Raw genomic sequence first — 25,160 nt, forward strand, 5'->3', positions numbered from 1 at the left:
GCCCACGGCTACCACCACCAACCCACCACCACCGCCACCCACTTCATCCCCCACCCCTACGGCCCCCCCGGCACCCGCCTCTACCGCACCGGAGATCTGGTCCGGCGGCGCGTGGACGGCGAGCTGGAGTACATGGGGCGCGCCGACGAGCAGGTCAAGATCCGCGGATTCCGCGTCGAGCTCGCGGAGGTCGAGGCGGCGCTGCTGGCCGCCGGCTCCGTCGCCCAGGCCGTCGTCGTCGCCCGTGAGGACGCCCCGGGCGGCAAGCGGCTCGTCGGATACGTCGTACCGGTCGCCACGTCGGACCCGGAGAACCCGGCGGACCCGGCAGACGGGACGGACCCGGCGGACCCGGAGAACCAGGCGGACCCGGCAGACGGGACGGACCCGGAAGACGAGGCGGGCCGGGCGGACCGGGCACGGGCGCAGGCGCTGCGGGAGCAGCTGCGGCGGACCCTGCCCGAGCACATGGTCCCCGCGCAGGTCGTCGTACTGGACCGGCTGCCGCTCACCGCGAACGGCAAGGTCGACAAGCGGGCCCTGCCCGTCCCCGCCCTGCTCTCCGGCGCGGGGCGCAGCCCGCGCACGCCCCTCGAAGAGACGCTCTGCGGGCTGTTCGCCGAAGTGCTGGACGCGTCCGCGCCGGTGACGATCGACGACAGCTTCTTCGACCTCGGCGGCCACTCCCTCCTCGCCGCCCGCCTCACCAGCCGCATCGCCACCACCCTCGGCACTGCTCTCACCACCCGGCTGACCACCAGGGACGTGTTCCGGCACGCCACCCCGGCCGCCCTTGCCGCGCACCTCGCCGCCCAGGAGGCGGCACCGGCCAAGCGGGCCCGGCCCGCCCTGCGCCGCCGTACCCACACCGATCGGAGAAGCTCATGAGCCACGCCCCGCACCCCGCGCCCGAGGACGTCGTCTGGGACCTGCCGGGCAGCGCCCCGCACCGGGTCTCGCTGCTGGTGCTCCCGCACGCGGGCGGCAACGCCCACGCGTACGCCGAGTGGCGCGCGTTCCTCCCCGCCGACGTCCGGCTGCTGATCGGCCAGTACCCGGGCCGCGGAGCCCGCTTCTCGGAGCCGCTGCCGGAGTCGATCGACGACCTGGCGGGGCCCGTAGTGGCCGCGCTGCCCGCCGACACCGGCGAGCTGGTCGTCCTCGGCCACAGCATGGGCTCGCTGGTCGCCTTCGAGGTGGTGCGCGCCCTGCAGGCCGCAGGCCGCACCCCGCGGGCCCTGGTCGCCTCGGCCTGCCGGGCCCCGTTCCTGCCCAACCCCAGCGCCGTGCACCCCGAACTCCTCGACGACGACGCGCTGGTGGCCGCCATCAAGGAGCGCGGCGGCACCGACGACGGGATCCTCGACGAGCCCGAGCTCCGCGAGATCGTGCTCCCGTCGATCCGGGCGGACTTCGCCATCGACGACGTGTACCGCTGCGCCGACCGGGACGTCCGGGTGGACTGCCCCGTCACGGTCATCGGCGGCGACGCCGACCCGGTGGTGCCTGCCGGGGCGCTGGACCACTGGGCGGAGGTGACCGGCCGGGGGTTCGCCCTGGAGGTGCTCCCCGGGGGCCACTTCTACTTCCAGCAGCAGCTGGAGGGCTTCTTCGCCCTGGTCAACCCGCTCCTCGACAGCGCCGTTCCGACCGCCGCCTGACCGCCCTCCCCCTCAGCCCTGCGCCCCGCCCTGCTCTCCGCCCCGCCCCGCTCTCCGACGTCAACTCGTCAGACACCGAAGGACTTTCCATGACCACCTTTGCCGACGCCGCAACCGACACCGGAATCGACCCGGTGCGCGAGCCGGGCAAGCCCGTCGTCGTGCACACCCCCGCCTTCGCCTCGATGGCCGAGGCCGCCGGCTGGCTGGAGGCCCACCGGCCCGCCATCCAGGCGGAGTTGCACCGATCGGGCGCCGTCCTGCTGCGCGGTCTTCCCGTGGCGGACGCCACCGCGTTCGCCCAGGCCCGCGATGCGCTGATCCAGGAGCGTGCCGGTTACAAGGAGAAGGCCACCCCGCGCACCGACTTCGGCGAGGGCGTGTTCTCCTCGACGGACCTGCCGGCCGTGCAGCCGATCCGGCTGCACAACGAGAACAGCTACACGCTGGACTTCCCCGGCGTCCTCCTGTTCGGCTGCGTGACCGCCCCGGCCGAGGGCGGAGCCACCACCGTCGGCGACATGCGCGAGGCCCTGCGGCTGATGCCCCCGGAGCTGGCCGAGCGGTTCGCGCGGGCCGGCTGGCTGCTCGTACGGACGTACTCGGAGCTGGCCGGGCTGCCCTGGTACAAGACCTTCGCCACCGAGGACAAGGCGGTCGCCGAGGCGTACTGCCGTGAGAACACCATCGGCTACGAGTGGGCCGACGACGAGACGATGCGCACCAGCCAGCGCCGCTCGGCGATCGTGACGCACCCGGTGACGGGCGAGAAGGTGTGGTTCAACCACTTCGCCTTCTGGAACAGCCGGACCCTGGACGAGGACGTCCGCGAGGTGCTGATCGACACGTACGGGGCGGACGGCCTGCCCTTCAACACGTACCTGGGCGACGGGACCGCGCTCACCGACGCCGAGGTCGATGCGATCAACGACGTGTACGACCGCGTCACCGTCCGGGAGACCTGGCAGCAGGGCGACCTGATGCTCGTCGACAACATCCTGTGCGCGCACGGCCGCGAGGCCTTCTCGGGCGACCGGAAGATCCTCGTCGCGATGGGCGAGCCGGTCGCGCTGGCCGACTGCCGCCCCGAGACCGCCCCTTCGACCACCCTGTACGGGGAGTGATCCGAGATGACCGCCGTTCTTCCCGAGCGCCCCGAGGCGCCCAGCACGATGCCCGTCGCCCAGGCTGACGCTGCCGTCCGGGCCGACGCCGCCGACCTGCTCGTACGCCTTGCGGGTGCGCCCGCCGGCCGCACGGCCGTGGTCGCCGCCGACCGCACCCTCGACTTCGGCGGCCTGCGGGCCGAGGCGGCCCGGATCGCCGCGCGGCTGGCCGAGCGCGGAATCGGCCCCGAGAGCGTGGTGGCGCTCTGCCTGCCTCGCGGTGCGGACCTGGTGAGCGCGCTGATCGGCACGCTGACCGCCGGCGCCGCGTACCTGCCCGTCGACCCGAAACTGCCGGCCGAACGCCGCCGCTACCTCGTGGAGGACGCCGGCGCCGACCTGGTGGTCGTGTCCGCGGACGGCGCGGAGCCGCTCGCGGAGGGCGTGCCGCACCTGGCGGTGACCGAGCTGACGCAGGCGGCGCCCGCGGAGGCCGCCGGCGGGGCTGCGGAGTTCCGGCCGGTGCCGGTCCCCGGCGACTCCCTCGCGTACGTGATCTACACCTCGGGCTCCACGGGCCGCCCCAAGGGCGTGGAGATCGGCCGCGCGGCCGCCGCCGCGCTCCTCGCCGAGCTGGAGGGCACGGGGATCGCCGTCACCGACGGCGGCCGGGTCGGCTGGAACGCCTCGCCGTCCTTCGACGCCTCCGTTCAGCAGTGGGTACGGCTGTGCCGCGGCGACACCCTCGTGATGATCGACGAGGAGACCCGGCAGGACCCGGCGCTGCTGGCCGCGTTCATCGACGCGCAGGCGCTCACGGACCTCGACATCACCCCGTCGCACGCCGATCCGCTGCTGGACCTGCTGTCCGCCGACGGCGGGCCGCGCCCCCTGACGCTCCTCGTCGGCGGCGAGGCGGTCAGTCCTGCGCTGTGGGAGCGGATCGCGGCCCGCAGCGAGGAGGGCGTGGTGCGTGCGGTGAACGTGTACGGGCCCACCGAGTGCACCGTCGACGCGACGGCCGGGTGGATCACGGCGGACGGCGGGGAGGCGGTGCCGCACATCGGCACGGTGCTGCCCGGGCTGCGGATGCGGCTGCTGGACGGGAAGCTCCAGCCGGTGGGCTTCGGCGAGACGGGCGAGCTGTACCTCGCGGGCCCGCGGCTGGCCCGCGGCTACCGGCGGCGGCCCGGGCTGACCGCCGAGCGGTTCCTCGCTGATGCCGAGGACCTGGCGGGCGGCGGCCGGATGTACCGGACGGGCGACCTCTGCCGGCTGCTGCCGGACGGGCGGCTGGTGTACCTGGGGCGGGCGGACGGGCAGGTCAAGCTGCGCGGCCACCGCATCGAACTGCCGGAGATCGAGGCCGCGTTGGCGCGCTGCCCGGGGGTGGCCGAGGCGGCCGTCACCGTACGCGAGGACCTGGGGGGCGCGCCCGGCCTCGCCGCCTACTACCGCCCGGCGGCCGGCGTGCCGGCCGACGCCGGGGAACTGCGCGACCTGCTGGCGGCGGAGCTGCCCGCGTACATGGTGCCGGCGGCGTTCACCGCGCTGGACCGCTTCCCGACCACCCCGAGCGGCAAGCTGGACCGGGCGGCGCTGCCCGCCCCGGCCGTGGCGCCGGCCGGCCCGGCCACTGCCGGCGGTGAGCTGTCGGGCGCGGTGGAGGAGCTGATCGGCCGGGTCTGGGCCACGGTGCTCGGCACCTCGCAGATCGGCCCGAACGACAACTTCTTCAAGCTCGGCGGCCATTCGCTGCTCGCCATCAAGCTGGTCTCCCGCGTGCGGGCCGAACTGTCGGTGGCGCTGCCGGTGAAGGCCGTCTACGCCCACCCGCGGCTGCGCGACCTGGCCGCGCACATCGAGGAACTGCTCGCCGCCCAGGGCGAGTAGCCCACGGGTCCCGGCCCGCGGGCCCTCCCTCCTGCCCCTGCCCCTGCCCCTGTCCCGCTCCGCTCTCCTCCGAGGATGACCGTGATCCCCCTGTCCTTCGCACAGCGTCGGCTGTGGTTCCTGAACCGGCTCGACGGCCCGTCCTCGACGTACAACGCGCCGGTCGTGCTGCGGCTGGACGGCGTGCCGGACCGGGACGCGCTCGGCGCGGCCCTCGGCGACCTCGCCGGGCGGCACGAGGTGCTGCGCACGGTGTTCCCGGCGGGCGCCGACGCGGAGCCGTACCAGGACGTACGGGACGAGTCGGGGATCCGGCTCGCCTTCCGGCCCTGCTCCCCGGAGGAACTGGACGCGCTCGTAGCGGAGTTCACCCGGGAGTCCTTCGACATCAGCGGGGACGAGCCGTTCCGGGCGGCCCTGTTCCTGCCGCAGGACGCCACCGCATCCGCCCATGGCACGGGAACGGGCACCGGGACCGGCACCGCGGCCCGCGGCTCCGTGCTCGTCCTGCTCCTCCACCACGTGGCCACCGACGGCTGGTCGCTGCGGCCGCTGCTGCGCGACCTCGGCGAGGCGTACGCCGCCCGGCTCGGCGGCCGCGCCCCCGGCTGGGAGGAGCTCCCGGTCCAGTACACGGACTACACGCTGTGGCAGCACGAGATGCTGGGCGATCCCGCGGACCCGGACAGCCTGGCGCGCGAGCAGCTCGACCACTGGACCGCGGCGCTGGCGGGCCTGCCGCCGGTCATCGCGCTGCCCGCGGACCGGCCGCGGCCGGCCGAGCCCACCCACCGCGGGGCGACGGTGACCACCCGGGTGGGTGCCCCGGTGCACCGCGCCCTGCTGGCGCTCTCCCGGGAGCGGGAGGCCAGCCTGTTCATGGCGGTGCGCGCGGCGCTCGCGGCCGCGCTGTCGGCGGCGGGCGCGGGCGAGGACCTCGCGATCGGAACCCCGGTCGCCGGCCGTCCCGAGGAGGACCTGCACGACCTCGTCGGCTTCTTCGTCAACTCCCTCGTCCTGCGGACGAATCTGTCGGGCGACCCGACGCCGGGCGAGCTCCTGGACCGGGTGCGGGAAACGGACCTGGCCGCCTACGCCCACGAGGACCTGCCGTTCGACCTGCTGGTCGAGCACCTCAACCCGGACCGGTCCCTCGCCCACCACCCGTTCTTCCAGGTGATGCTGACCCTTCAGGCGGACGGGGATCCGCAGGCCGCGCTCGGCGGGATCGGCGGAACGCTCGCGACTGCGGACCTGGCCGCGGCCAAGTTCGACCTGACCGCGTACTGCGCGGAGACCCACACGGCGCAGGGCGCGCCCGATGGCCTGGACATCGGGCTCCAGTACGCGACGGACCTCTTCGACGAGGACACCGCGCGGCTGCTGCTCGACCTGTTCGGACGGGCCCTGACCGCCTTCGCGGAGCGGCCGGGCACCCGGCTGGCCCAGCTCGGGCTGGTCCGCGAAGGGGAGCGGCAGGCGCTGGCGGCCCGGCACGAGCGGCTGGCCGCGCTGCGGGCGGCTTCCCCGGACACGGACACGGACACGGGCGCGGGAACGGGGCCGGAGACCGGGGGCACGGGTGCGGGCGGGGCGCGCGGCCCGCTGACCCCGCGGGAGGAGCTGGTCTGCGGGCTGTTCGCCGAGATCCTCGGCCGGGAAGGGGTGGGTCCGCACGAGAGCTTCTTCAAGATCGGCGGGCATTCGCTGCTGGCCAGCAAGCTGGTCAACCGGGTGCGTGCGGTGCTCGGCGCCGAGGTGGGGATCCGGGACCTGTTCCTCGCCCCGACCCCGGCCGGGCTGTGCCGGCGGATCACCGAGCAGGAGGGCGCGGCGCAGGCGCGCCCGGCGCTGCGGGCCGTACCGGAAGCGGACCGGCCGGAGCGGCTGCCGCTGTCGTACGCCCAGCGGCGGCTGTGGCTGACGGGTCAGCTGGAGGGCCCGAGCCGCTCGTACAACATCCCGGTGGTGCTGCCGCTCGACGGGCGGGTGGACCCGGGGGTGCTGGCCGAGGCGCTGGCGGACGTGGTGGCCCGGCACGAGGTGCTGCGCACGGTCTACCCGGCGATCGGCGGGGAGCCGTACCAGGAGGTCCGGACGGGGGTACGGCCTCCGGTCGAGCGGGTGCGGGTGCCGGACCCGGCCGGGGTCGGCGGGGCCGTGGAGGCGGCGGCCGGGCACGTCTTCGACCTGGCCGCGGAGATCCCGTTCCGCGCCTGGCTCGTCGACTCCGCGGACGACGTGCCGCAGACGCTCGTGCTGCTGGTCCACCACATCGCGGGGGACGGCTGGTCGACCGACTGCCTGCTCGCCGACCTCGCCCGCGCCTACGACGCCCGCGCCGCCGACGGCCGCGCACCGCACTGGGAACCGCTGCCCGTCCAGTACGCCGACTACACCCTCTGGCAGCACGACCTGCTCGGCACGACCGACGACCCCGACAGCCTCCTCAGCCGCCAACTCGGTTACTGGGACACGTGCCTGACCGGTCTCCCCGCGGTCACCGCCCTCCCGGCGGACCGGCCGCGGCCGGCCGAGCCGAGCCACCGGGGCGCCGTGGTCACCTCGCGGCTCGACGCGGACACGCACCGGGCCCTGCTGGCCCTGTCCCGCTCGACCCAGGCGACGCTGTTCATGGTGGCCCGCGCGGCCCTCGCGGCGGCGCTGTCGGCGGCGGGCGCGGGCGAGGACCTCGCGATCGGCACCCCGGTCGCCGGCCGCCCGGACCAGGACCTGCACGACCTCGTCGGCTTCTTCGTCAACTCCCTCGTCCTGCGTACGGACGTGTCGGGCGACCCGGTCGTCGGCGAACTGCTCGAGCGGGTCCGGGATGCGGACCTGGCGGCCTACGCCCATCAGGACCTGCCGTTCGACCTGCTGGTCGAGCACCTCAACCCGGACCGGGCGCTGTCCCATCACCCCTTCTTCCAGGTGATGTTCACGCTGGGCACGGGCGAGGACGCTCCCGTCCGGCTCGGCGGCGCCACGGCCCGGGCCACGTCCACCGACCTGTCGGCGGCCAAGTTCGACCTCACCGTGCACTGCGCAGAGACCCGCTCCGCCGACGGCCGGCCGGACGGCCTGGACCTGGGCATCCAGTACGCGGTCGACCTCTTCGACGAGGACACCGCGCGGCTGCTCCTCGACCTGTACGGGCGGGCGCTGCGCGCCTTCGCGGAACAACCGCAGGCACGCATGGGCGAGTTGGAGCTGCTGACGGCCGGGGAGCGGGAGGCGCTGGCGGCCCGCCGGGAGCGGCTCGCGGCCGAGGCGGAGGCCGCGCGGGCGGCGGCTGCGCAGACGGAGGCCGGCCAGCCGGGCTCCGGCGCTCAGGCGCCGGGCGGTCTGCCGCGCACCGGGTCCAGCCCGCGCGAGGAGATCCTGTGCGGTCTCTTCGCGGAGGTCCTCGGGCGTGAACGGATCGGGCCGGACGACAACTTCTTCCGCTCGGGCGGGCACTCGCTGCTGGCGAGCAAGCTCGTCAACCGGATCCGTACGGTCCTCGGTGTCGAGGCAGGCATCCGCGACCTGTTCCTCGCGCCGACCGCGGCCGCCCTGCACCGCCGCATCGAGGAGCAGGACGGCTCGGTACGGTCCCGCCCGGCGCTGTCCGCCGTACCGGACGGCGACCGGCCGGAGCGGCTGCCGCTGTCGTACGCCCAGCGGCGCCTGTGGTTCGTCAACCAGCTGGAGGGGCCCAGCGCCACGTACAACATCCCCGTCGTGCGGCGGCTGGTCCGGCCGCTGGCCGCGGGTCCCTTCGCCGAGGCGCTCGCGGACGTGGCGGCCCGGCACGAGGTGCTGCGCACGGTCTACCCGGCGATCGGCGGGGAGCCGTACCAGGAGGTCCGCGCGGGGGTACGGCCCCGGCTCGACCTGCTCCGGGTGGCCGACGCGGCCGGGCTGACCCGGGCCGTGGACGCGGCGGCCGGGCACGTCTTCGACCTGGCCGCGGACGTCCCCTTCCGCGCCTGGCTGATCGACTCCGCACACGACCGCGCGCAGACGCTGGTCCTGCTCGTCCACCACATCGCGGGGGACGGCTGGTCGACCGACTGCCTGCTCGCCGACCTCGCCCGCGCCTACGACGCCCGCGCCGCCGACGGCCGCGCACCGCACTGGGAACCGCTGCCCGTCCAGTACGCCGACTACACCCTCTGGCAGCACGACCTGCTCGGCACGACCGACGACCCCGACAGCCTCCTCAGCCGCCAACTCGGGTACTGGCACGAGACGTTGAAGGACCTGCCGCCGCTCACGGCGCTGCCGTCGGACCGGCCGCGGCCCGCCGAGCCCAGCCACCGGGGCGCGCTGCTGCCCTTCGCGGTGAGCCCGGCCACGCACCGGGCACTCGCCCGGACCGCCCACGAGAACGGCGCCACGCTGTTCATGGTGGTGCAGGCGGCGCTGGGCGCCGTCCTCACCCGGCACGGCGCGGGCACCGACCTGGCGCTGGGCACCACGGTCGCGGGGCGCGGCGACGACGCCCTGCACCAGCTGGCCGGCTTCTTCGTGAACACGCTCGTCCTGCGCACCGACACGGGCGGCAATCCGCGCTTCACCGCCCTGCTGGGCCGGGTGCGGGACGCCGACCTCGCCGCGTACAGCCACCAGGACGTTCCCTTCGACCGGCTGGTGGAGCACCTCAATCCGCACCGGTCGTCGGCGCACCACCCGCTGGTGCAGGTGATGGTGCAGGTCCACGCGGCCGCGGCCGGACGGCCGGACGGCGCGGCGGGGGCGGTGTCGCCGCTCGCGGGGACGCAGCTGCCGGTCGGTGCGCACAGCGCCAAGGCGGACCTGACCTTCGCGCTCACGGAGACGCGGGACGCCGAGGGCGCGCCGGGCGGGCTGGACGGCGTACTCGAGTACGCGGCCGATCTGTTCGACCCCGTGACCGCCCGGCTGCTCGCCGAGCGGCTGGTCCTGACCCTGGACGCGATCGCGGCGGACCCTCGGCAGCGGGTCGAGGACCTGGCGTACGGGCCTGCGGCCGTGCCGCCGCCGGCGGCCTCGCCGTCGCGGGACCGGGTGCACGAGCGGATCGCGGCGGTGGCCGCCCGGACTCCCGGTGCGGTGGCGGTGTCCTTCGCGGGCGGGTCGATGACGTACGCGGAGCTGGAGGAGCAGGCGGCGCGGCGGGCGGGCGCCCTGGTGACGGCGGGGGTGCGGCCGGGTGACGTGGTGGCCGTACGGGCGCCGCGCGGGCCGGGCCAGCTGGCGGCGGCGCTCGCCGCGCTCAAGTGCGGTGCGGCTGCCGCCCTGTTGGATCCGGACCGGCCTGCCGGCGCGGAAGCGGACACTGCCGGAGAGGCTGCTGCCGCCGGGTGCACCGTACTGCTGGACGGTGACCCGCTGCGCGGCCGCCCGGTGCGGGTGGCCGCTGCCGGGGCGCCGCTCGGCACGGCCGCGGTCTCGCTGGCCGCGGGACCGGAGGGGCGGCCGTACCCGGTGCGGACCGGGCACGGCACGCTGGCCCGCGGGGCCGACCGGCGCGGGGGGCCGGTCGGCCTGGCCGTGAGCGCGGAGTCCTTCGCCCGCGAGGTGTGGGGGGCGCTGGCGGCGGGCGAGACCTGCGTGCTGCTGCCCGTACGGGCCGACGACGGTGTGCACACGGCGGCCCGGCTGGTCCTGGACGGGCGGCTGCGGCCGGCGCCGGCGGGCGTGCCGGGCGAGCTGTACGTGCGGGGCGTCGGCGCGGGCGACGGCTTCCCGCTGGGGCGCGGGGCCACGGCCGCGGCGTACGTGCCGGATCCGTTCGGGCCGCCGGGCAGCCGGATGCTGCGCACGGGCGAACGCGTGGTCCGCGGGAGCGACGGCACCCTGCGCCGGCTGGGGGACGCGACCGTGTCCGGGTACCGGGTGGAGCCGGGCCGGGTCGAGGCGGCGCTCGCCGCGCATCCGGCCGTGGGCCGGGCCGTGACGCGCGTACGGGACGACCGGCTGCTGGCGTACGTGGAGCCGGCCGACGGGGCGGATACGGGAGCGGTGGACGGGGCGGCGCTCCAGGCGTGGGTCGCGGAACGGCTGCCGGAATACCTTGTTCCGTCGTCGGTGACGGCGGTGGCCGTGCTGCCGGTGGGCGTGGACGGCCGGACGGACGCACGGGCCCTCCCGGAGCCGGGGCAGCCGGATTCGGCGGGTGCGGCGGGTGCGGCGGAGCGGCCGTACGGGCCGTGGGAGGAACAGCTGACGCGGCTGTTCGGCGAGGTGCTCGACGGGCGCGACATCGCCCCGGACGACAACTTCTTCCGGGTGGGCGGGCATTCGCTGCTCGCGGTACAGCTGGTGAACCGGGTACGGGCCGAACTGGGCCGGGAGATCACGCTCCGCGAGGTGTTCCGCTTCCCGACCGTGGCCACCCTGGCGGCCCGGCTCGCGGAGCCTGCGGCTGCGGCTCCTGCGCCCAAGGCTCCCGCGCTGCGGCGGCGCACCCAGGGCGGGGCGCGGGTCCGCACGAGTTGAGGAAAGCCGGACCGGCCGTCAGTGCCGCGTGGCATCGTTCTCGGTGGACGACGCCAGACGGAGGGGGCTGTCATGGCGGACACGGGCGAGGGGCTGGACCCGGCGGACGCGATCACCCTGCTGCGCGACCAGGTCGCTGAGGCGCAGTGGCGGCCGGCCGCGGACGGGGACCGGGGAGTCCGGTTCGGGCTGGGCGAGATAACGGTCGAGCTCGGCACGGAGCTGAGCAGCACCCGGGGCGTCGACGGCGGGCTGCGGTTCAGCGTGCTCTCGCTGGGCGGCAAGGGGGAGGACGCGGACCGGGCCACGCACAAGGTCACGGTGCGGCTGGACCCGCGCCCCGCGGACGGGCGCACCGGACCGGTGGACGTCTCGGACGAGGAGTAGCGGGCGGAGGCGGGAGCGCCGGCGGGCCGGGGCGGAGCAGCGGAGGAGCGGGAGTGGAGTTCGGCCGTCGTGTGCAGGTGCGCCTGCACCGGGCCGCGGGCGGCGGGACGGGCTTCGGGTCCGGCTATCTGGTCGCCCCGCGCCTGGTCCTGACGGCCGCTCACGTGGTGGACGGGCCGGGCGCGGTGAGCGTGTCCCTGCCCGACCGCGGCCCGCGGACGTATCCGGCCCGGGTGTGCTGGTCCCGCTGGGACGCCGTGGTCGACGCGGCCCTGCTGGAGGTCGGTGCCGACTGCGGATGGGAGCCGCCCGCGTCGCTGGAGGACCTGCGGGTACGTCCGCCGCAGCGGTGGGGCGTGCTCATCGGGACCCGTCCCCTGGCGGTCGGCGCGCCGGGCTTTCCCCGGATGCAGAAGGACCCCGGCACGGGCGGCCGGCACGACGAGCAGCTGTCGGCCGAGATCCGGCCCGGAGGAAGCGCCTCGCGGTGTGCAGGCCTCCCCGCTCCGGCCGGGCGGCACGGCAGAGGAAGCCGAGGGGTAGTCGGGGCGGCAGATGTCCGCGGCCATACTGCCGCGGACACTGCCCGCCACCACCCGGGCCCGCGCCTAGCGTGAGGGCACGGAGGCGAAAGGAACGGACCCCGCCCCCACCGCCCCGCACCCTCGCCCCCGCCTGGAGGATTCACGATGCCCGCACCCGAGCCAGAGCTCCTCGACGGCGGACCGGCGGTGCAGCCCGCACCGCACGTGCTCGACCGCATCGACGCCCAGGTCACGGCGGGTCCCGACCGGCTCGCACTGGTGCACGGCCCGGACCGGATGACGTACGGAGAGCTGGCCGGGGCCGTCGCGCAGCGGGCTGCCGAGCTGGCGCAGGCCGGGGCCCGCCCCGGGCGGCTGGTGGCGGTCCACCGCCCCCGCGGCATCGAGGTCGTCGTCGGCCTGCTGGCCGTGCTGCGCACCGGAGCGGCGTACCTGCCCCTCGACATCCAGGCCCCCGACGCCCGCAACGCCGCCATCCTCGCGGACAGTTGCGGCGAGCACGCGCCCGCCCCGGCCGAGGTCGCCGCGCACGGCGAGCTGGTGCTCGGCGGGCCCGGAGTCGAGGAGGGCGCCGCGTACGTCATCTACACCTCCGGCTCCACCGGCACCCCGAACGGCGTGGTCGTCGGCCACGACTCCCTCGCGCACTTCATCGCCGGCGCCACGCCCACGTACGGCATCGGCTCCGGCGACCGGGTCCTGCAGTTCAGCCCGCTGCACTTCGACGCGAGCGTGCAGGAGCTGTTCGTCACCCTGGGTGCGGGCGGCGTCCTGGTGCTGCGCACCGAGGACATGCTCGACGTGCAGGAGCTGCTCGCGGGCTGCGCCGAGCACGGGGTGACCGTGCTGGACCTGCCGGCGGCGTACTGGCACGAGTTGGTGTACGCGCTCTCCGCCGGCCTGGTCACGCTGCCCGGCTGCCTCCGCACGGTGATCATCTACGGGGAGGCCGTGCTCCCCGAGCGGGTCGCCCAGTGGTGCCAGGCCGTCGGCAGCCGGATCCGGCTCCTCAACGCGTACGGGCCGACGGAGACCACGGTCGTGTCCACGGTCGCGGACCTGTCGCACTACACGGGCGGCCCGGTGCCCATCGGGCGGCCGCTGCCCGGTGTCCGCGCCGCCGTGGTCGACGGCGAACTGTGGCTGCTGGGCGGTGGGTTGACCCGGGGCTACCTGGGGCGCCCCGAGCTGAACGCCCGGCGCTTCACCCGGCTCGGCGGCGAGCGCGCGTACCGCACCGGCGACGTCGTGACGATCAGCGCCGACGGGCAGATCGACTACCACGGCCGGGTGGACGACGAGGTGAAGATCGGCGGCCAGCGCATCGACCCGGCGTCGGTGGAGTCCGTGCTCACCGGACACCCGGGGGTGCGCGAGGTGGCGGTCGTGGCCCAGCAGGGCGAGGACGGGGTGAAGCGGCTGGTGGGCTTCGCGGTCACCGAGCCGGGCGTCACGGCCGAGGAACTGCGCGGCTGCGTACGGGAGAAGATGCCGCCGGCCGCCGTGCCGAGCGCGGTCGCCCTGGTGGCGGAGCTGCCCCGGACAAGTTCCGGGAAGATCAACCGCAAGGTGCTGCGGACGGCCGACCCGTACCCGCAGCTCCCGCTCGTCCCCGAGGCGGACCGGGTGCCGCTGTCCTTCGCGCAGCGTCGGCTGTGGCTGCTGAGCCGGATGGAGGGGCCCTCGGCGACGTACAACATGCCGATCGTGCTGGAGCTGGACGGGGTGCCGGACCGGGGGGCGCTGGCCGCGGCCCTCGGCGACCTCGCCGAGCGGCACGAAGTCCTGCGGACGGTCTTCCCTGCCGTCGACGGCGAGCCCTACCAGCACGTGCTGGATCTGGCCGCGCTGCCGTTCGCCGTCGAGGAGTGCACCGCCGCGGAGCTGCCCGGCCGGGTGGCCGCCTGCACCGCCGAGACCTTCGACTTCACCCGCGAACAGCCGGTGCGCGTGAGGCTGTTCCTCACCGGTGACGGCCGCTCGACGCTGGCGCTCGCACTGCACCACGTGGCCGGTGACGGCTGGTCGGTCGCGCCGCTGCTGCGCGACCTGGCCGAGGCCTACCGGGCCCGGCTCGACGGGCGGGCCCCCGGCTGGGAGCCGCTGCCGGTCCAGTACGCCGACTACACCCTCTGGCAGAACGACACGCTCGGCGCCCCCGACGACCCGGGCTCGCTGCTGTCGCGGCAGCTGGAGCACTGGCGGAGCGCGCTCGCCGGGCTGCCGCCGGTCACCGCGCTCCCGCTGGACCGGCCGCGCCCCTCCGAGCCCTCCCACCGCGGCCGCACCCTCACCGGGCGGATCGACGCGGCGACGCAGCAGCGGCTGGCCGACGCTGCTGCCGAACGCGGCGCCAGCATGCTGATGGTCCTGCAGTCCGCCCTCGCCCTCACGCTCGGCGCGGCGGGCGCCGGTGCGGACGTCCCGCTCGGCACCCCGGTCGCGGGCCGGGGCGACGAGGCGCTCGACGACCTGGTCGGCTTCTTCGTCAACACCCTGGTCCTGCGGACGGACACGGGCGGCTCGCCGACCTTCGCGGAGCTGCTGGAGCGGGTCCGGGACGCGGACCTCGCCGCGTACGCCCACCAGGACGTGCCGTTCGACCTGCTCGTCGAGCACCTCAATCCGCAGCGGGCTCTGGCCCAGCACCCCTTCTTCCAGGTCATGCTGACGGTGCAGAGCGGGCCCGGCACCGGCACCGAAGGCGGCACCGGGACGGCGGATACCGCGCTCGGGGGGCTCACCGGACGGTTCGCCGCCACCGGGCTCGAGGCGGCCAAGTTCGACCTCATGGCCTCGTGCGTGGACGCGCGGGACGCCGACGGGCAGGCGGCGGGGCTGGAGATCTGGCTCCAGTACGCGACGGACCTCTTCGACGAGGACACCGCGCGGCTGCTGCTCGACGTGTACGAGCGGACGCTGCGGGCGTTCGCCGCCGACCCGCAGGCCCGCCCGGACGGGCTGCCGCTGCTGTCGGAGGAGGAGCTGCGGGGGCTGGCCGGACGGCGGTCGGCGGTGGCGGCCCTGACCGCGGCCCGGGAGGCCGAGGCGCAGGCCGGGGCCGCCGCGGTGCGCGGGGACGACGGGCCTGCGGCCGCCCATCAGGAGGCGCTCCAGGGGCTGTTCGCGGAGATCCTGGGCATCGACCGGGTGGGGCCGGACGAGGACTTCTTCGCGATCGGCGGGCACTCCATGTCGGGGGTGCGGCTGGCGAACCGGATCCGGGCGCAGCTCGGCGCGGAGGTCCGGATCCGCGACCTGTTCCTGGCGCCGACGCCCGCGTCGCTCGCCCGGCGGATCGCGGCCGGCGGGACGGCAACCGGCGACCCGGCCGACACGGCCGGGCAGGCCGATCCGACCGGGCAGGCCGATCCGACCGGGCAGGCCGGACGTCCCGGCGCGGCGGACGGCGTTGCCGCTTCCCGTGCGGCCGGCACGACCGAGGGCGCAGACCCCGCGGCGCGGCCCGCCCGTACCGGCCGGCTGGTCCGGGCGGAGCGGCCCGAGCGGCTGCCCCTCTCGTACGCCCAGCGGCGCCTGTGGTTCATCAACGAGCTCGAAGGGCCCAGCTCCTCCTACAACATCCCGATCGTGGTGCGCCCGGCGCAGCGCCTCGACCCGGGTGCGCTGAGCTCGGCGCTGGCCGACGTCACCGGCCGCCACGAGGTGCTGCGCACGGTCTACCCGGCGGTCGAGGGCGAGCCGTACCAGCTGGTGCTGGACGGCGCCCGGCCGCTGCTGGAGGTGGTGCCCGTCGAGGCCGGTGCGCTGGACGCGGCGCTCGACGAGGCCACCGGGCACGTCTTCGACCTGGAGCGCGAGATCCCGCTCCGGGCCTGGCTCGTCGAACCGGACGACGGCAGCGGCCAGGTGCTGGTGCTGCTGCTGCACCACATCGCCGGCGACGGCTGGTCGACGGGACCGCTGCTGGCGGACCTCTCGGCGGCGTACGGGGCCCGGCTGGACGGGCGGGTGACGGACTGGGAGCCGCTGCCGGTGCAGTACGCCGACTACACGCTCTGGCAGCTCGACGCGCTCAGCGGCGATCACAGTGCCGGTGAACTGGACTTCTGGCAGCGGCAGTTGGCGGGCGCCCCGCCGGTGCTCGAACTGCCCGCGGCCCGCACCCGGCCCGCCGAGGCCTCGCACCGCGGTGCCCTGGCCCCGCTTGCGGTCGACGCCGGCACGCACCGGGCGCTCGCGCGGCTCGCCCGGGAGAGCGGCGCCTCGCTGTTCATGGTGGTGCAGGCGGCGCTCGCCGCGACCCTGACCCGGCACGGCGCGGGCACGGACCTGCCGCTGGCCACGATGACGGCGGGCCGCGAGGACGAGGCGCTGAGCGGTCTGGTGGGCTTCTTCGTCAACACGCTCGTGCTGCGCACCGACACCTCAGGGAACCCGTCCTTCCGTGAGCTGCTGCACCGGGTCCGGGACGCGGACCTGGCGGCGTACGCCCACCAGGACGTGCCGTTCGACCGGCTCGTGGAGCACCTCAACCCGCGCCGGACCACCGCGCACCACCCGCTCGTCCAGGTAGTCGTACAGCTGCACCACGATTACGCGGCGGACGTCGCGGACTCGGCCCTGGCGGGGACCGCGGTGCCCGTCGAGAGCCGTTCGACCAAGTTCGACATGACGCTGGCCCTGTGGGAGGCCCGGGACGCCGACGGCGGACCGGCCGGGCTCTCCGGCGGCCTGGAGTACGCGACCGACCTGTACGACGCGGCGACCGCCGCCCTGCTCGCCCGGCACCTGGGCGACACGCTGGCGGCCGCGGCCGCGGACCCGGAGCAGCCGATCGGCGCGATCGGCCTGCTCACGGCGGAGGAGGAGCACCGGCTGCTGACCGCCTACAACGACACGGCGGTCTCCGCGCCGCGCCGGGGCCCGGTGCACGAGCTGCTGGCGGAGCAAGGCCGGCGCACCCCGGATGCGGTCGCGGTGGCCTTCGGCCCGGAGTCGCTGACGTACGCCGAGCTGGACGCGCGGTCCAACGTGCTCGCGCACCGGCTGCTGGCGGCCGGAGTGGGGCCGGGCGGTGCGGTGGGGGTGCTGCTTGACCGCAGCCCGCTGCTGCTGGTGGCGGCGCTCGCCGCCCTCAAGTGCGGCGCCGCGTACGTCCCCCTCGACCCGCGGCTGCCGGACGCCCGGGTGCGGATGATGCTGGCGGACTCGGGGGCCTCGGTGCTCCTGACGGACGGCAGCCGCGCGGACGGCCCGGACGGGGCGGTGGCCGGTGCGGTACGGGCCGAAGGCATCCCGGTCCTGGCCGCGGACTCCCCCGCGCCGGCGGGCACCCCGGACACGGCGCCGGGCATCCCGGTCCCCGAACAGGCCCTGATGTACGTGATGTTCACCTCCGGGTCCACCGGCCGCCCCAAGGGCGTCGGGGTCACCCACCACAACGTGGCAGAGCTGGCCGCGGACCGCGAGTGGAACGCCGCCAACCACCGGCGGATGCTGGTGCATTCCGCGATCGGCTTCGACGCGTCGACGTACGAGCTGTGGGTCCCGCTGCTGCTGGGCGGACGGCTGGTGATCGCGCCGGGGGACGGCGCGGACGTGGCGGAGCTGGACCGCACGATCCGCGAACACGAGGTCACCGCCGCCTACTTCACCATGGGGCTGTTCCACGTGATGGCGGACGAGGGCCTGGACACCCTGCGGCTCCTGCGGGAGGTGTGGACCGGCGGTGACGTGGCCTCCCCGACCGCGCTGCAGCGGGTGCTGGAGCACTGCCCCGACACCGTGCTGGTGCACTCGTACGGCCCCACGGAGACGACGTTCGCCTCGCACAACCAGCGCTTCGGGCTCGACCGGCGCGAGCTGGACGGGGTGCACCTCGGCCGGCCGATGGACAACACCCGCAGCTACGTGCTCGACGCGTGGCTGCAGCCGGTGCCGGTGGGGGTGCCGGGCGAGCTGTACATCGCCGGATCCCATGTGGCTCGCGGCTACGTCGGCCGCCCGGCGCTGACCGCGGAGCGGTTCCTCCCGGACCCGTTCGGCGCGCACGCCACGGACAGCGGGACTTCCGCCGACGGGGGTCGCGCGGCCGGCGGGCGGATGTACCGCACCGGGGATCTGGTGTGCTGGACCCCGGAGGGCGAGCTGCGCTTCCTGGGCCGGGCGGACGGCCAGGTGAAGCTCCGCGGCTTCCGGATCGAACCCGGCGAGACGGAGGAGGTGCTCGCCCGCCACCCGGCCGTCGGACAGGCTGTGGTGACGGTCCGTGAGGACCGGCCGGGTGAGAAGCGGCTGGTCGGCTACGTGGTCCCGCGCGCGGGCGGATCGGTGACGCAGGCCGAGCTCCTCGCCGCCGCCACCGCCGAACTCCCCGCCCATCTGGTGCCGTCGGCGATCGTGGTGCTCGGCGCGATCCCGCTGACCGTCAACGGCAAGCCGGACCGCAAGGCCCTGCCCGCCCCGGCGCAGCGCCCGGCGGCCGCCGGGCGGCGCCCCCGCAACGCCCGCGAGGAGGTGCTGTGCGGCCTGTTCGCCGAGATCCTCGGGGTACCGGACGTGGGCATCGACGACAACTTCTTCGCGCTGGGCGGCCATTCGCTGCTCGGGGTGCGGCTGGTGAGCCGGATGCGGACCGTACTGGGGGTGGAGCGCGGGGTGCGCGACCTGTTCCGCACGCCGACCGTCGCGGGCCTGCTGCGGGCCTCCGAGGACCCCGCGGACGCCGGTGCGCACGGCAGCGCCATGGGCGTCCTGCTGCCGCTGAGCACGCGGGGGACGCAGCGGCCGCTGTTCTGCGTACACCCCGGGACCGGCGTGGGCTGGTCGTACGCCGGTCTCGCCCGGCACCTCGGCGCGGAGCAGCCGCTGTACGCGCTCCAGGCCCGGGCGCTGAGCGAGCCGGGTCACGCGCCGCGCAGCGTCGAGGAGATGGCCGCCGAATACGTCGAGCGGATCCGGCTGGTGCAGCCGTGGGGTCCGTACCGGCTGCTGGGCTGGTCCTTCGGCGGCACCGTGGCGCACGCGATGGCGGCGCGGCTGGCGGAGCTGGGCGAGCGCGTGGAGCTGCTCGGCCTGATGGACGTGCACCAGACCGGTCCGGGCAGCCGCCTCCACGCACAGGCCGGGGCCCGGGGCGCGGAAGCGAAACAGGAGGCGGAGCAGGAGGCTGCGCAGGGGCCGGAACAGGGGCCCGACGCGGCGCTCGATCCTGCGCTCGATCCTGCGCTCGATCCTGCGCTCGATCCGGTGCTCGATCCGTTGCTGGCCGGGTTCACGGACGCCGAGCTCCGGGCGGTCGCACACGCCTCCCGCACCCATGCGGACCTCATGGCCCGCTACGTCCCCCGGCCGGTGGACACGGACGCCGTCTTCTTCACGGCGTACCGCCCGGGAGAATCCGAAAACGAACTCGCACATTCCTGGCTGCCTTTCATCGAAGGCACGCTGGAAAACCATTCGGTCGATGCCGAGCACCTGCGGATGACCGAGCCCGAACCTCTCGCGCACATCGGCCGCATTCTCGCCGAAAAACTGAACACACCCGCTTCGCTGAAATCAGCAATGGAATCGATGGAATCGAGGAGCCAGTCATGACGAACCCGTTCGACGACACCGAGGGCACTTTCCACGTCGTGGTCAACGACGAGGGACAGCACTCCCTGTGGCCGACCTTCGCGGCCGTACCCGCAGGCTGGACGGTCGTTCTGGGCGACGCCGGCCGCGCGGAGGCGCTCGAGTACGTGGAGCAGAACTGGACGGACATCCGCCCGAAGAGCCTGATCGCCCAGTACGCGTAGCGCAGCCTTGCGCCTGACGCCTGGCGCCGCCCTTTCCTCACCCCAGGCCGTGTCCCGCAGTCCACTGCGGGACACGGCCTTTTCTATTCCCCTACCCGCCCGGAACACTTCCCCGTTTCTGCCGCCCGAACTTCCCCTGACGCTCTTCCTGCGCACATATTTTTGAGCCATGAAGATTCTGCTGACCGGCACCGCATCGGATTCCCACACCTGGAATCTGGTCTATCTGCAGCTCTTTCTGGAAGAGCTGGGGCACCGGGTCGTCAACCTCGGCCCGTGTGTGACGGACGACCTCCTCGCCGGGGCGTGCCACGAGCACGCGCCGGGCCTGGTGGTCATCAGCAGTGTCAACGGCCACGGCTACCGCGACGGCCTGTCGGCCGTCCGGCGGCTGCGGCACGAGCCCGGCCTCGGCCGGGTCCCCGTGGTCATCGGGGGCAAGCTCGGCGTCGCCGGCAGCCGCGACCCCGAGCGGGCCGCGCAGCTCCAGGAGGCCGGCTGCGACGCGGTCTTCGACGACGGGGACGTGAGCGCACTGGAGACCTTCGTGACCGATCTGTCGGCGCTCTCCGCGGAGCTGCCGCCCGCCCGGGCCACGGCATGAGCAGCGCCACCCTCACCGCGCCCGCGCGGGTGCCGGGGCCCCGCGGGGCCGCGTCCGCCCCCGCGTCCGCCCCCGCATCCGCCCCTTCGCCCGCCCCCTCGTTCGGCGCCTTCGTCGCGGAGGCCGCCGCGGCCGGCCGCCTCGTCGTCCAGCCGCGCATGGGGTTCTGCGACCCGGTCCGGATGCGGACCGGGCTGGAGCGGACCAAGGCCGCCGCGGCCACCACCGTCGGCACCCTGACCATCGACAGCTACACGCGCGTCGGCGATCAGGACGCCGCCCGCGCCTCGCTCGCCGAGGGGGTGCCGCTGAACGGCTACCCCATCGCGACGCACCCCGCGGCCCGGACCCGCGGGCTCCTCGAAGGGGTCCTCGACGAGACGTTCCCGGTCCAGGTCCGGCACGGCTCCTCGCGGCCCGAGTCGATCATCCGCTCGCTCGCCGCGGCCGGGCTGGACGCCACCGAGGGCGGCCCGGTCTCGTACTGCCTGCCGTACGGGCGGACGCCGCTGCGCGAGTCGGTGGACAACTGGGCCCGGGGCTGCGAGCTGCTCGCCTCCCTGGTCCCCGCCCCCCGGGTGCCGCACCTGGAGAGCTTCGGCGGCTGCATGCTGGGCCAGCTCTGCCCGCCCGGCCTGCTGGTCGCGATCAGCCTGCTGGAAGGACTGTTCTTCGTCCAGCACGGCATCCGCAGCGTCTCGCTGAGCTACGCGCAGCAGACCGACCCGGCTCAGGACGAGGAGGCGGTACGGGCCCTGCGCCGGCTGGCCGCGGAGTTCCTGCCGGCCGACGTCGACCGGCACGTGGTGCTGTACACGTACATGGGCGTCTATCCGCGGACCGCTCACGGCGCGGTCCGGCTGCTGGAGGCCTCGGCGCGGCTCGCCGTCCGGTCCGGGGCGCACCGGCTCATCGTCAAGACGGCCGCGGAGGCGCACCGCATCCCGACCGTCGAGGAGAACGTACGCGCCCTGGAGACGGCCGCGTCGACGGCGGTGCTCACGGACGGGCCGGTGACCGGCGGCGGCGAGGGCCACGAGGACAGCGAGGTGTACGCGGAGGCGCGTGCGTTCGTGGAGGCGGTCCTCGACATCAGCGCGGACACCGGGCGGGCGCTGCGCACCGCCTTCGCCCGCGGCTACCTCGACGTCCCGTACTGCCTGCACCCGGACAACGCGGGCCGCTCCCGCAGCTTCGTCGACGCGGGCGGGCGGCTGCGCTGGTCGGACGCCGGTGGGATGCCGGTGGCGCCGACGCTGGTCGCGGGCGCCCGGTCCGCGCTGACCTCGGACGGGCTGCTGGCGGCGGTGCACGGCGTCGCGGCCCGGTTCGACGCGGAGCCGGCCCCGGCGCCCGGCCCCTCGCCGGCCCCCGACCGCTCAGCCGCGCCCGTACCCGTACCGGCAGCCGCATCCGCGCCCGTGCCCCTGCCCGCGGCCGTGTCCGCGCCCGTCGGGTGAGCCGCCGGCGCCCCGCGCCTGCCCGCCCCTCCTGCTTACACCTGCCCTGCCCTTCCCCACACCTTCTCTGCACCTTCTTTTGAGTCCCGGAACGGGAGTAGTCATGGAACAGTCCCCCGCCCAGCTGCCGCCGCCCCTCGGCGAGCACCTTCGCTCGCCCCGGCTGCGCGCCGCGATGCAGGTCCAGCAGGAAGCCCTGTACGCGGCCCGCGAGTTCCTGCGCGGACAGGGGTTCACCGAGCTGCTGCCGCCGCTGATCGGCCCGGTGACCGACCCGGGCGGGCGCGGCGCCAAGGCCCTCGACGTGGACTACTACGGGCACCCGTACAAGCTGATGACGAGCGCGATCCTGTACAAGCAGGCCTCGTTGCGCGGCTTCCCGAAGCTCTTCTACATCGCCCCGAACGTCCGCGTGGAGCCGGAGGAGACGGCCGGGACCGGCCGTCACCTGGTCGAGTTCCACCAGATCGACGTGGAGATCGCAGGCGCCGGCCGGGCGGACGCGCAGGACGTGGCGGCCGGCATGCTGACCCACATCGTCGAGCACGTGTGCACGGCCGTTCCCGAGGTGCTGCGCGAACTGGGCCGTGACGAGCTGGACTTCGCCGAGCTGCGGTCGGGGAAGTTCGACTCCTGCACGCACGAGGAGGCCGTGGCCCGCCTGACCGGGCAGGGCCACCCGCAGAGCCCGGACGCCGAGATCGACTGGGCGGGCGAGCGGATCCTGTCCCTGGAGGCCGACCGGCCGTTCTTCGTGAACGACTACCCGAAGGGCTCGCGCGGCTTCTACGACCGCGAGGACCCCGAAAACCCGGGCGTGCTGCGGAACTTCGACCTGCTGGCCCACGGCGGGTACGGCGAACTGGTCAGCGGCAGCGAGCGCGAGGCAGACTACGCCACGATCGTGACGCGGATGCGGGAGAGCGGCGAGAACCCGGCCAAGTACGCCTGGTACCTGGACCTGGCCCGCGAGGGAATCCCGTCCAGCGCGGGCTTCGGGATGGGCCTCCAGCGCTTGGTCCGCTTCCTGACCGGCCTCGATGCGCTGTGGCAGGTCAGCGCGTACCCGAAGCTCCCCGGGGTGGTGGCGCCGTGAGCGGGCTGCGGGCGGCGGGGTTCCCGGAGCGCGCAGTGCGCGCACGGGCCCGCAACGGCACCGCCGAGGTGTTCCCGGCGGCGGGCGGGTACGGCGAGGAGCTGTACGGCCAGGACGCGGCGGCCACCGCCTCCCCCGACGAGCTGGACCGGGCGCGGATCGTACCGCCGGTGTTCATGCCGCGGCGGCTGGAGAAGCTCATCGAACTGGGCCGCGAGCCGGGCCACGACGACGTGGACCTGCGGACCGCGGTCGGCGGCTTCACGAGTGAACTGCCCTTGTATCTCTCGGCGTTCGGCTCGACCCGGGCGGGCAGCGGGGACCTGGGCGTGGCGGCGAGCCGGCAGGCTGCGCGGCTGGGCATCCCCATGGTCATCGGCGAGAACATGGTTCCCGTGCACGGCTACCGGCGGCCCGGAGCGGCGGACCGACGGTCGGACGGGGTGCGGTCGGACGACGGGGTGCGGTCGGACGGGGTGCGGTCGGCGCTGCTGGCGCGGATCTGCGCGTACACGGAGGCCGTCCCGGACGGGGTCGGCGGCGTGGTGGTGCAGCAGTCGACGGAGGACGCCGACTCGGAGGTGTGGAACCTCGTCTACAGCGACCCGGGGACCCGGCCGCTGCTGGAGTCGGGGCGGCTGGCCTTCGAGCTGAAGACCGGCCAGGGCGCGAAGCCGGGCCTGGGCGGGATGACGGTCGTGGACCGGGCCGAGGCGGAGCGGCTGGCGGGGCGGTTCACCGTACGGGACGTGCTCGGGGCGGGTGACGACGACGCCGGCCACCGGCTGCGGTGTGCGACGCCGGGCACGTTCACGGAGGAGATCGTCCGCCAGCAGCTGCGCTTCATGCGCAACAACTTCCCCAAGGCCCGGACCTGGGTGAAGTTCCACCCCGGCCGCGATGTCGCCGCGGCGGCGGCGACGGCCTGGGGGGCCGGCGCGGACGCCGTCACCGTCGACGGGGCGGAGGGCGGCACGGGCTGGGCGCCGCGGGTCTTCCTCGACCAGGTGGGGCTGAGCCTCGCCGAGTGCCTGCGGCGGATCTCCGCGGACCGGGCTGCCGCGGGCGGTCCGGACGGCTGCCTGCTGGCGACGGGGCGTATGTGGGAGGGCGGCCGGGCGGTACGCGCGCTCGCCCTCGGAGCCCGGGCCGTGGGCCTCGGCCGCGCCGCGCTGATCGCGGTGGACGAGGACCCGGAGCGGGGGCTCGTACGCCTGGCCGAGGCGCTCGCGCTGGAGGCGCGGCTGCTGATCAGCGCGCTGGGCAAGTACAGCGCCGGCTCCCTCGGCGCCGAGGACCTGTGGTGGCCGGGCCTTGCCGCCGCGCCCTCCGCGCAGTCGTCGCACCCGACGGCGACGACGACCCCGGGCACACCTTCATGACCCGCCCGGCGCCCCGGAACCGCCCGCCCCGCGCGGGAATCCCGCATCCCCTGGCGAGCCCCTCGCACCCGGCCGGCCCGGCGGACCCGGTACGCCCGGCGGACCCGGCGCGCCGGCCGGAACCCGCAGCCCGGGCCCACCCGACCGCCACGGCCGCTCCAGCCCGCCGGGAGACCGCGACGCGCCCGCCGAGCCCGGGAACCCCGGCCCCCCGGGCGAGCCCGATACACCCGGCCCGCCCGGCCCACTCGTCGCACCCGCAGGCCCCCGCGACGCGGGTTCCCCCGACGCCGGTCCCCCCGACCGGCACCACACCCCCGGCGCCCCCGATACGCCCGGTCCGCCCGGTCCGCCCGGCGGGCCCGGCCCGCCGGGCGGCGTCCGGACGGCGGCCGGGCGCCGCGGGCGCCGTCCGGCCGCGCCGGGCTCCGGCCCCGGGGCGCCCGGCGGGCGCGCCCCGTACCGCCGCGGACAGCGGCTGGGGCACGGTCCGCGCCCGGTTCTCGCTGGACGAGCTGCCGGTCGTGACCGTGCACCCCGAGCGGGCCGGGGCGGCCTGTGCCGCTGCGGCGCGCACGCTGGCCGCAGCCGGGCGCGGTTACCTGGGCGGCCGGCTGGAGCTCCGTACGGACTCCGCCGCCCCCCGCACGCCCCGCCAGGCACGCGCCCTCGCCGCGGCCGAGCGCCGGGCGGCCGCGCTCGCCGTCGAATCGGCCCTGCGCGGCGGCACCGGCACGGCCCGCCTCCGCGTGCGCTGCCGCCCGTCCTGACGCGCCGGCTCCCCTGCCGCCGCTCCTC

14 protein-coding genes are annotated in these 25,160 nt (G+C 75.6%); all 14 read left to right on the forward strand.

The window, feature by feature from the left end; all coding sequences use genetic code 11:
* The coding region (locus tag ACZ7H1_RS33045; protein ID WP_470791698.1) for a phosphopantetheine-binding protein at nucleotides 1–888 on the forward strand (888 nt) is incomplete at its 5' end.
* Nucleotides 885–1,661: a thioesterase II family protein gene (locus tag ACZ7H1_RS33050; protein ID WP_470791700.1), complete on the forward strand. Its 777-nt coding sequence runs from the start codon at nucleotides 885–887 to the stop codon at nucleotides 1,659–1,661. The genes ACZ7H1_RS33045 and ACZ7H1_RS33050, both read left to right, overlap by 4 nt.
* An 89-nt stretch (nucleotides 1,662–1,750) precedes the next feature.
* Nucleotides 1,751–2,785: a TauD/TfdA family dioxygenase gene (locus ACZ7H1_RS33055; protein ID WP_470791702.1), complete on the forward strand. Its 1,035-nt coding sequence runs from the start codon at nucleotides 1,751–1,753 to the stop codon at nucleotides 2,783–2,785.
* A gap of 6 nt (nucleotides 2,786–2,791) precedes the next feature.
* On the forward strand, nucleotides 2,792–4,660 hold the full coding sequence (locus ACZ7H1_RS33060; RefSeq protein ID WP_470791703.1) for a non-ribosomal peptide synthetase: 1,869 nt from the start codon (nucleotides 2,792–2,794) through the stop codon (nucleotides 4,658–4,660).
* A gap of 81 nt (nucleotides 4,661–4,741) precedes the next feature.
* The gene (locus ACZ7H1_RS33065; RefSeq protein WP_470791752.1) at nucleotides 4,742–11,125 is read left to right on the forward strand and encodes a condensation domain-containing protein; all 6,384 of its coding nucleotides are present in this window, start codon (nucleotides 4,742–4,744) and stop codon (nucleotides 11,123–11,125) included.
* Between the two features lie 72 nt (nucleotides 11,126–11,197).
* Nucleotides 11,198–11,512 (forward strand): trypco2 family protein, encoded by a 315-nt coding sequence (locus ACZ7H1_RS33070; RefSeq protein WP_470791704.1) that lies wholly within the window; start codon nucleotides 11,198–11,200, stop codon nucleotides 11,510–11,512.
* A 53-nt stretch (nucleotides 11,513–11,565) separates the two neighbouring features.
* A complete protein-coding gene (locus ACZ7H1_RS33075; protein ID WP_470791706.1) occupies nucleotides 11,566–12,129 on the forward strand; it encodes a trypsin-like peptidase domain-containing protein in 564 nt (187 codons plus the stop codon).
* Between the two features lie 72 nt (nucleotides 12,130–12,201).
* On the forward strand, nucleotides 12,202–19,617 hold the full coding sequence (locus tag ACZ7H1_RS33080) for an amino acid adenylation domain-containing protein (RefSeq protein WP_470791707.1): 7,416 nt from the start codon (nucleotides 12,202–12,204) through the stop codon (nucleotides 19,615–19,617).
* Nucleotides 19,614–19,820, forward strand: coding sequence for an MbtH family protein (locus tag ACZ7H1_RS33085; RefSeq protein ID WP_470791709.1), 207 nt, complete (start codon nucleotides 19,614–19,616; stop codon nucleotides 19,818–19,820). Before ACZ7H1_RS33080 ends, ACZ7H1_RS33085 begins: the two co-directional genes overlap by 4 nt.
* Before the next feature lie 169 nt (nucleotides 19,821–19,989).
* Entirely contained in the window at nucleotides 19,990–20,424 is a 435-nt protein-coding gene (locus ACZ7H1_RS33090; protein ID WP_470791711.1) for a cobalamin B12-binding domain-containing protein, read from the forward strand.
* On the forward strand, nucleotides 20,421–21,884 hold the full coding sequence (locus ACZ7H1_RS33095) for a methylaspartate mutase (protein WP_470791713.1): 1,464 nt from the start codon (nucleotides 20,421–20,423) through the stop codon (nucleotides 21,882–21,884). The genes ACZ7H1_RS33090 and ACZ7H1_RS33095 overlap by 4 nt, the downstream gene beginning before the upstream one ends.
* Nucleotides 21,885–21,987: 103 nt before the next feature.
* Nucleotides 21,988–22,980 (forward strand): asparagine synthetase A, encoded by a 993-nt coding sequence (locus ACZ7H1_RS33100; RefSeq protein ID WP_470791714.1) that lies wholly within the window; start codon nucleotides 21,988–21,990, stop codon nucleotides 22,978–22,980.
* On the forward strand, nucleotides 22,977–24,362 hold the full coding sequence (locus ACZ7H1_RS33105) for a glutamate synthase-related protein (RefSeq protein WP_470791716.1): 1,386 nt from the start codon (nucleotides 22,977–22,979) through the stop codon (nucleotides 24,360–24,362). Before ACZ7H1_RS33100 ends, ACZ7H1_RS33105 begins: the two co-directional genes overlap by 4 nt.
* Nucleotides 24,363–24,886: 524 nt before the next feature.
* Entirely contained in the window at nucleotides 24,887–25,132 is a 246-nt protein-coding gene (locus tag ACZ7H1_RS33110; RefSeq protein ID WP_470791718.1) for a hypothetical protein, read from the forward strand.
* Nucleotides 25,133–25,160: the final 28 nt, after the last annotated feature.

Source organism: Streptomyces sp. NPDC037401, from assembly GCF_055602345.1.

Excerpts from the sequence above, each read along its gene's own strand:
- ACZ7H1_RS33050 (WP_470791700.1), top strand. The coding sequence starts at position 885 with ATGAGCCACGCCCCGCACCCCGCGCCCGAGGACGTCGTCTGGGACCTG.
- ACZ7H1_RS33055 (WP_470791702.1), top strand. The coding sequence starts at position 1,751 with ATGACCACCTTTGCCGACGCCGCAACCGACACCGGAATCGACCCGGTG.
- ACZ7H1_RS33060 (WP_470791703.1), top strand. The coding sequence starts at position 2,792 with ATGACCGCCGTTCTTCCCGAGCGCCCCGAGGCGCCCAGCACGATGCCC.
- ACZ7H1_RS33070 (WP_470791704.1), top strand. The coding sequence starts at position 11,198 with ATGGCGGACACGGGCGAGGGGCTGGACCCGGCGGACGCGATCACCCTG.
- ACZ7H1_RS33080 (WP_470791707.1), top strand. The coding sequence starts at position 12,202 with ATGCCCGCACCCGAGCCAGAGCTCCTCGACGGCGGACCGGCGGTGCAG.
- ACZ7H1_RS33085 (WP_470791709.1), top strand. The coding sequence starts at position 19,614 with ATGACGAACCCGTTCGACGACACCGAGGGCACTTTCCACGTCGTGGTC.
- ACZ7H1_RS33090 (WP_470791711.1), top strand. The coding sequence starts at position 19,990 with ATGAAGATTCTGCTGACCGGCACCGCATCGGATTCCCACACCTGGAAT.
- ACZ7H1_RS33095 (WP_470791713.1), top strand. The coding sequence starts at position 20,421 with ATGAGCAGCGCCACCCTCACCGCGCCCGCGCGGGTGCCGGGGCCCCGC.
- ACZ7H1_RS33100 (WP_470791714.1), top strand. The coding sequence starts at position 21,988 with ATGGAACAGTCCCCCGCCCAGCTGCCGCCGCCCCTCGGCGAGCACCTT.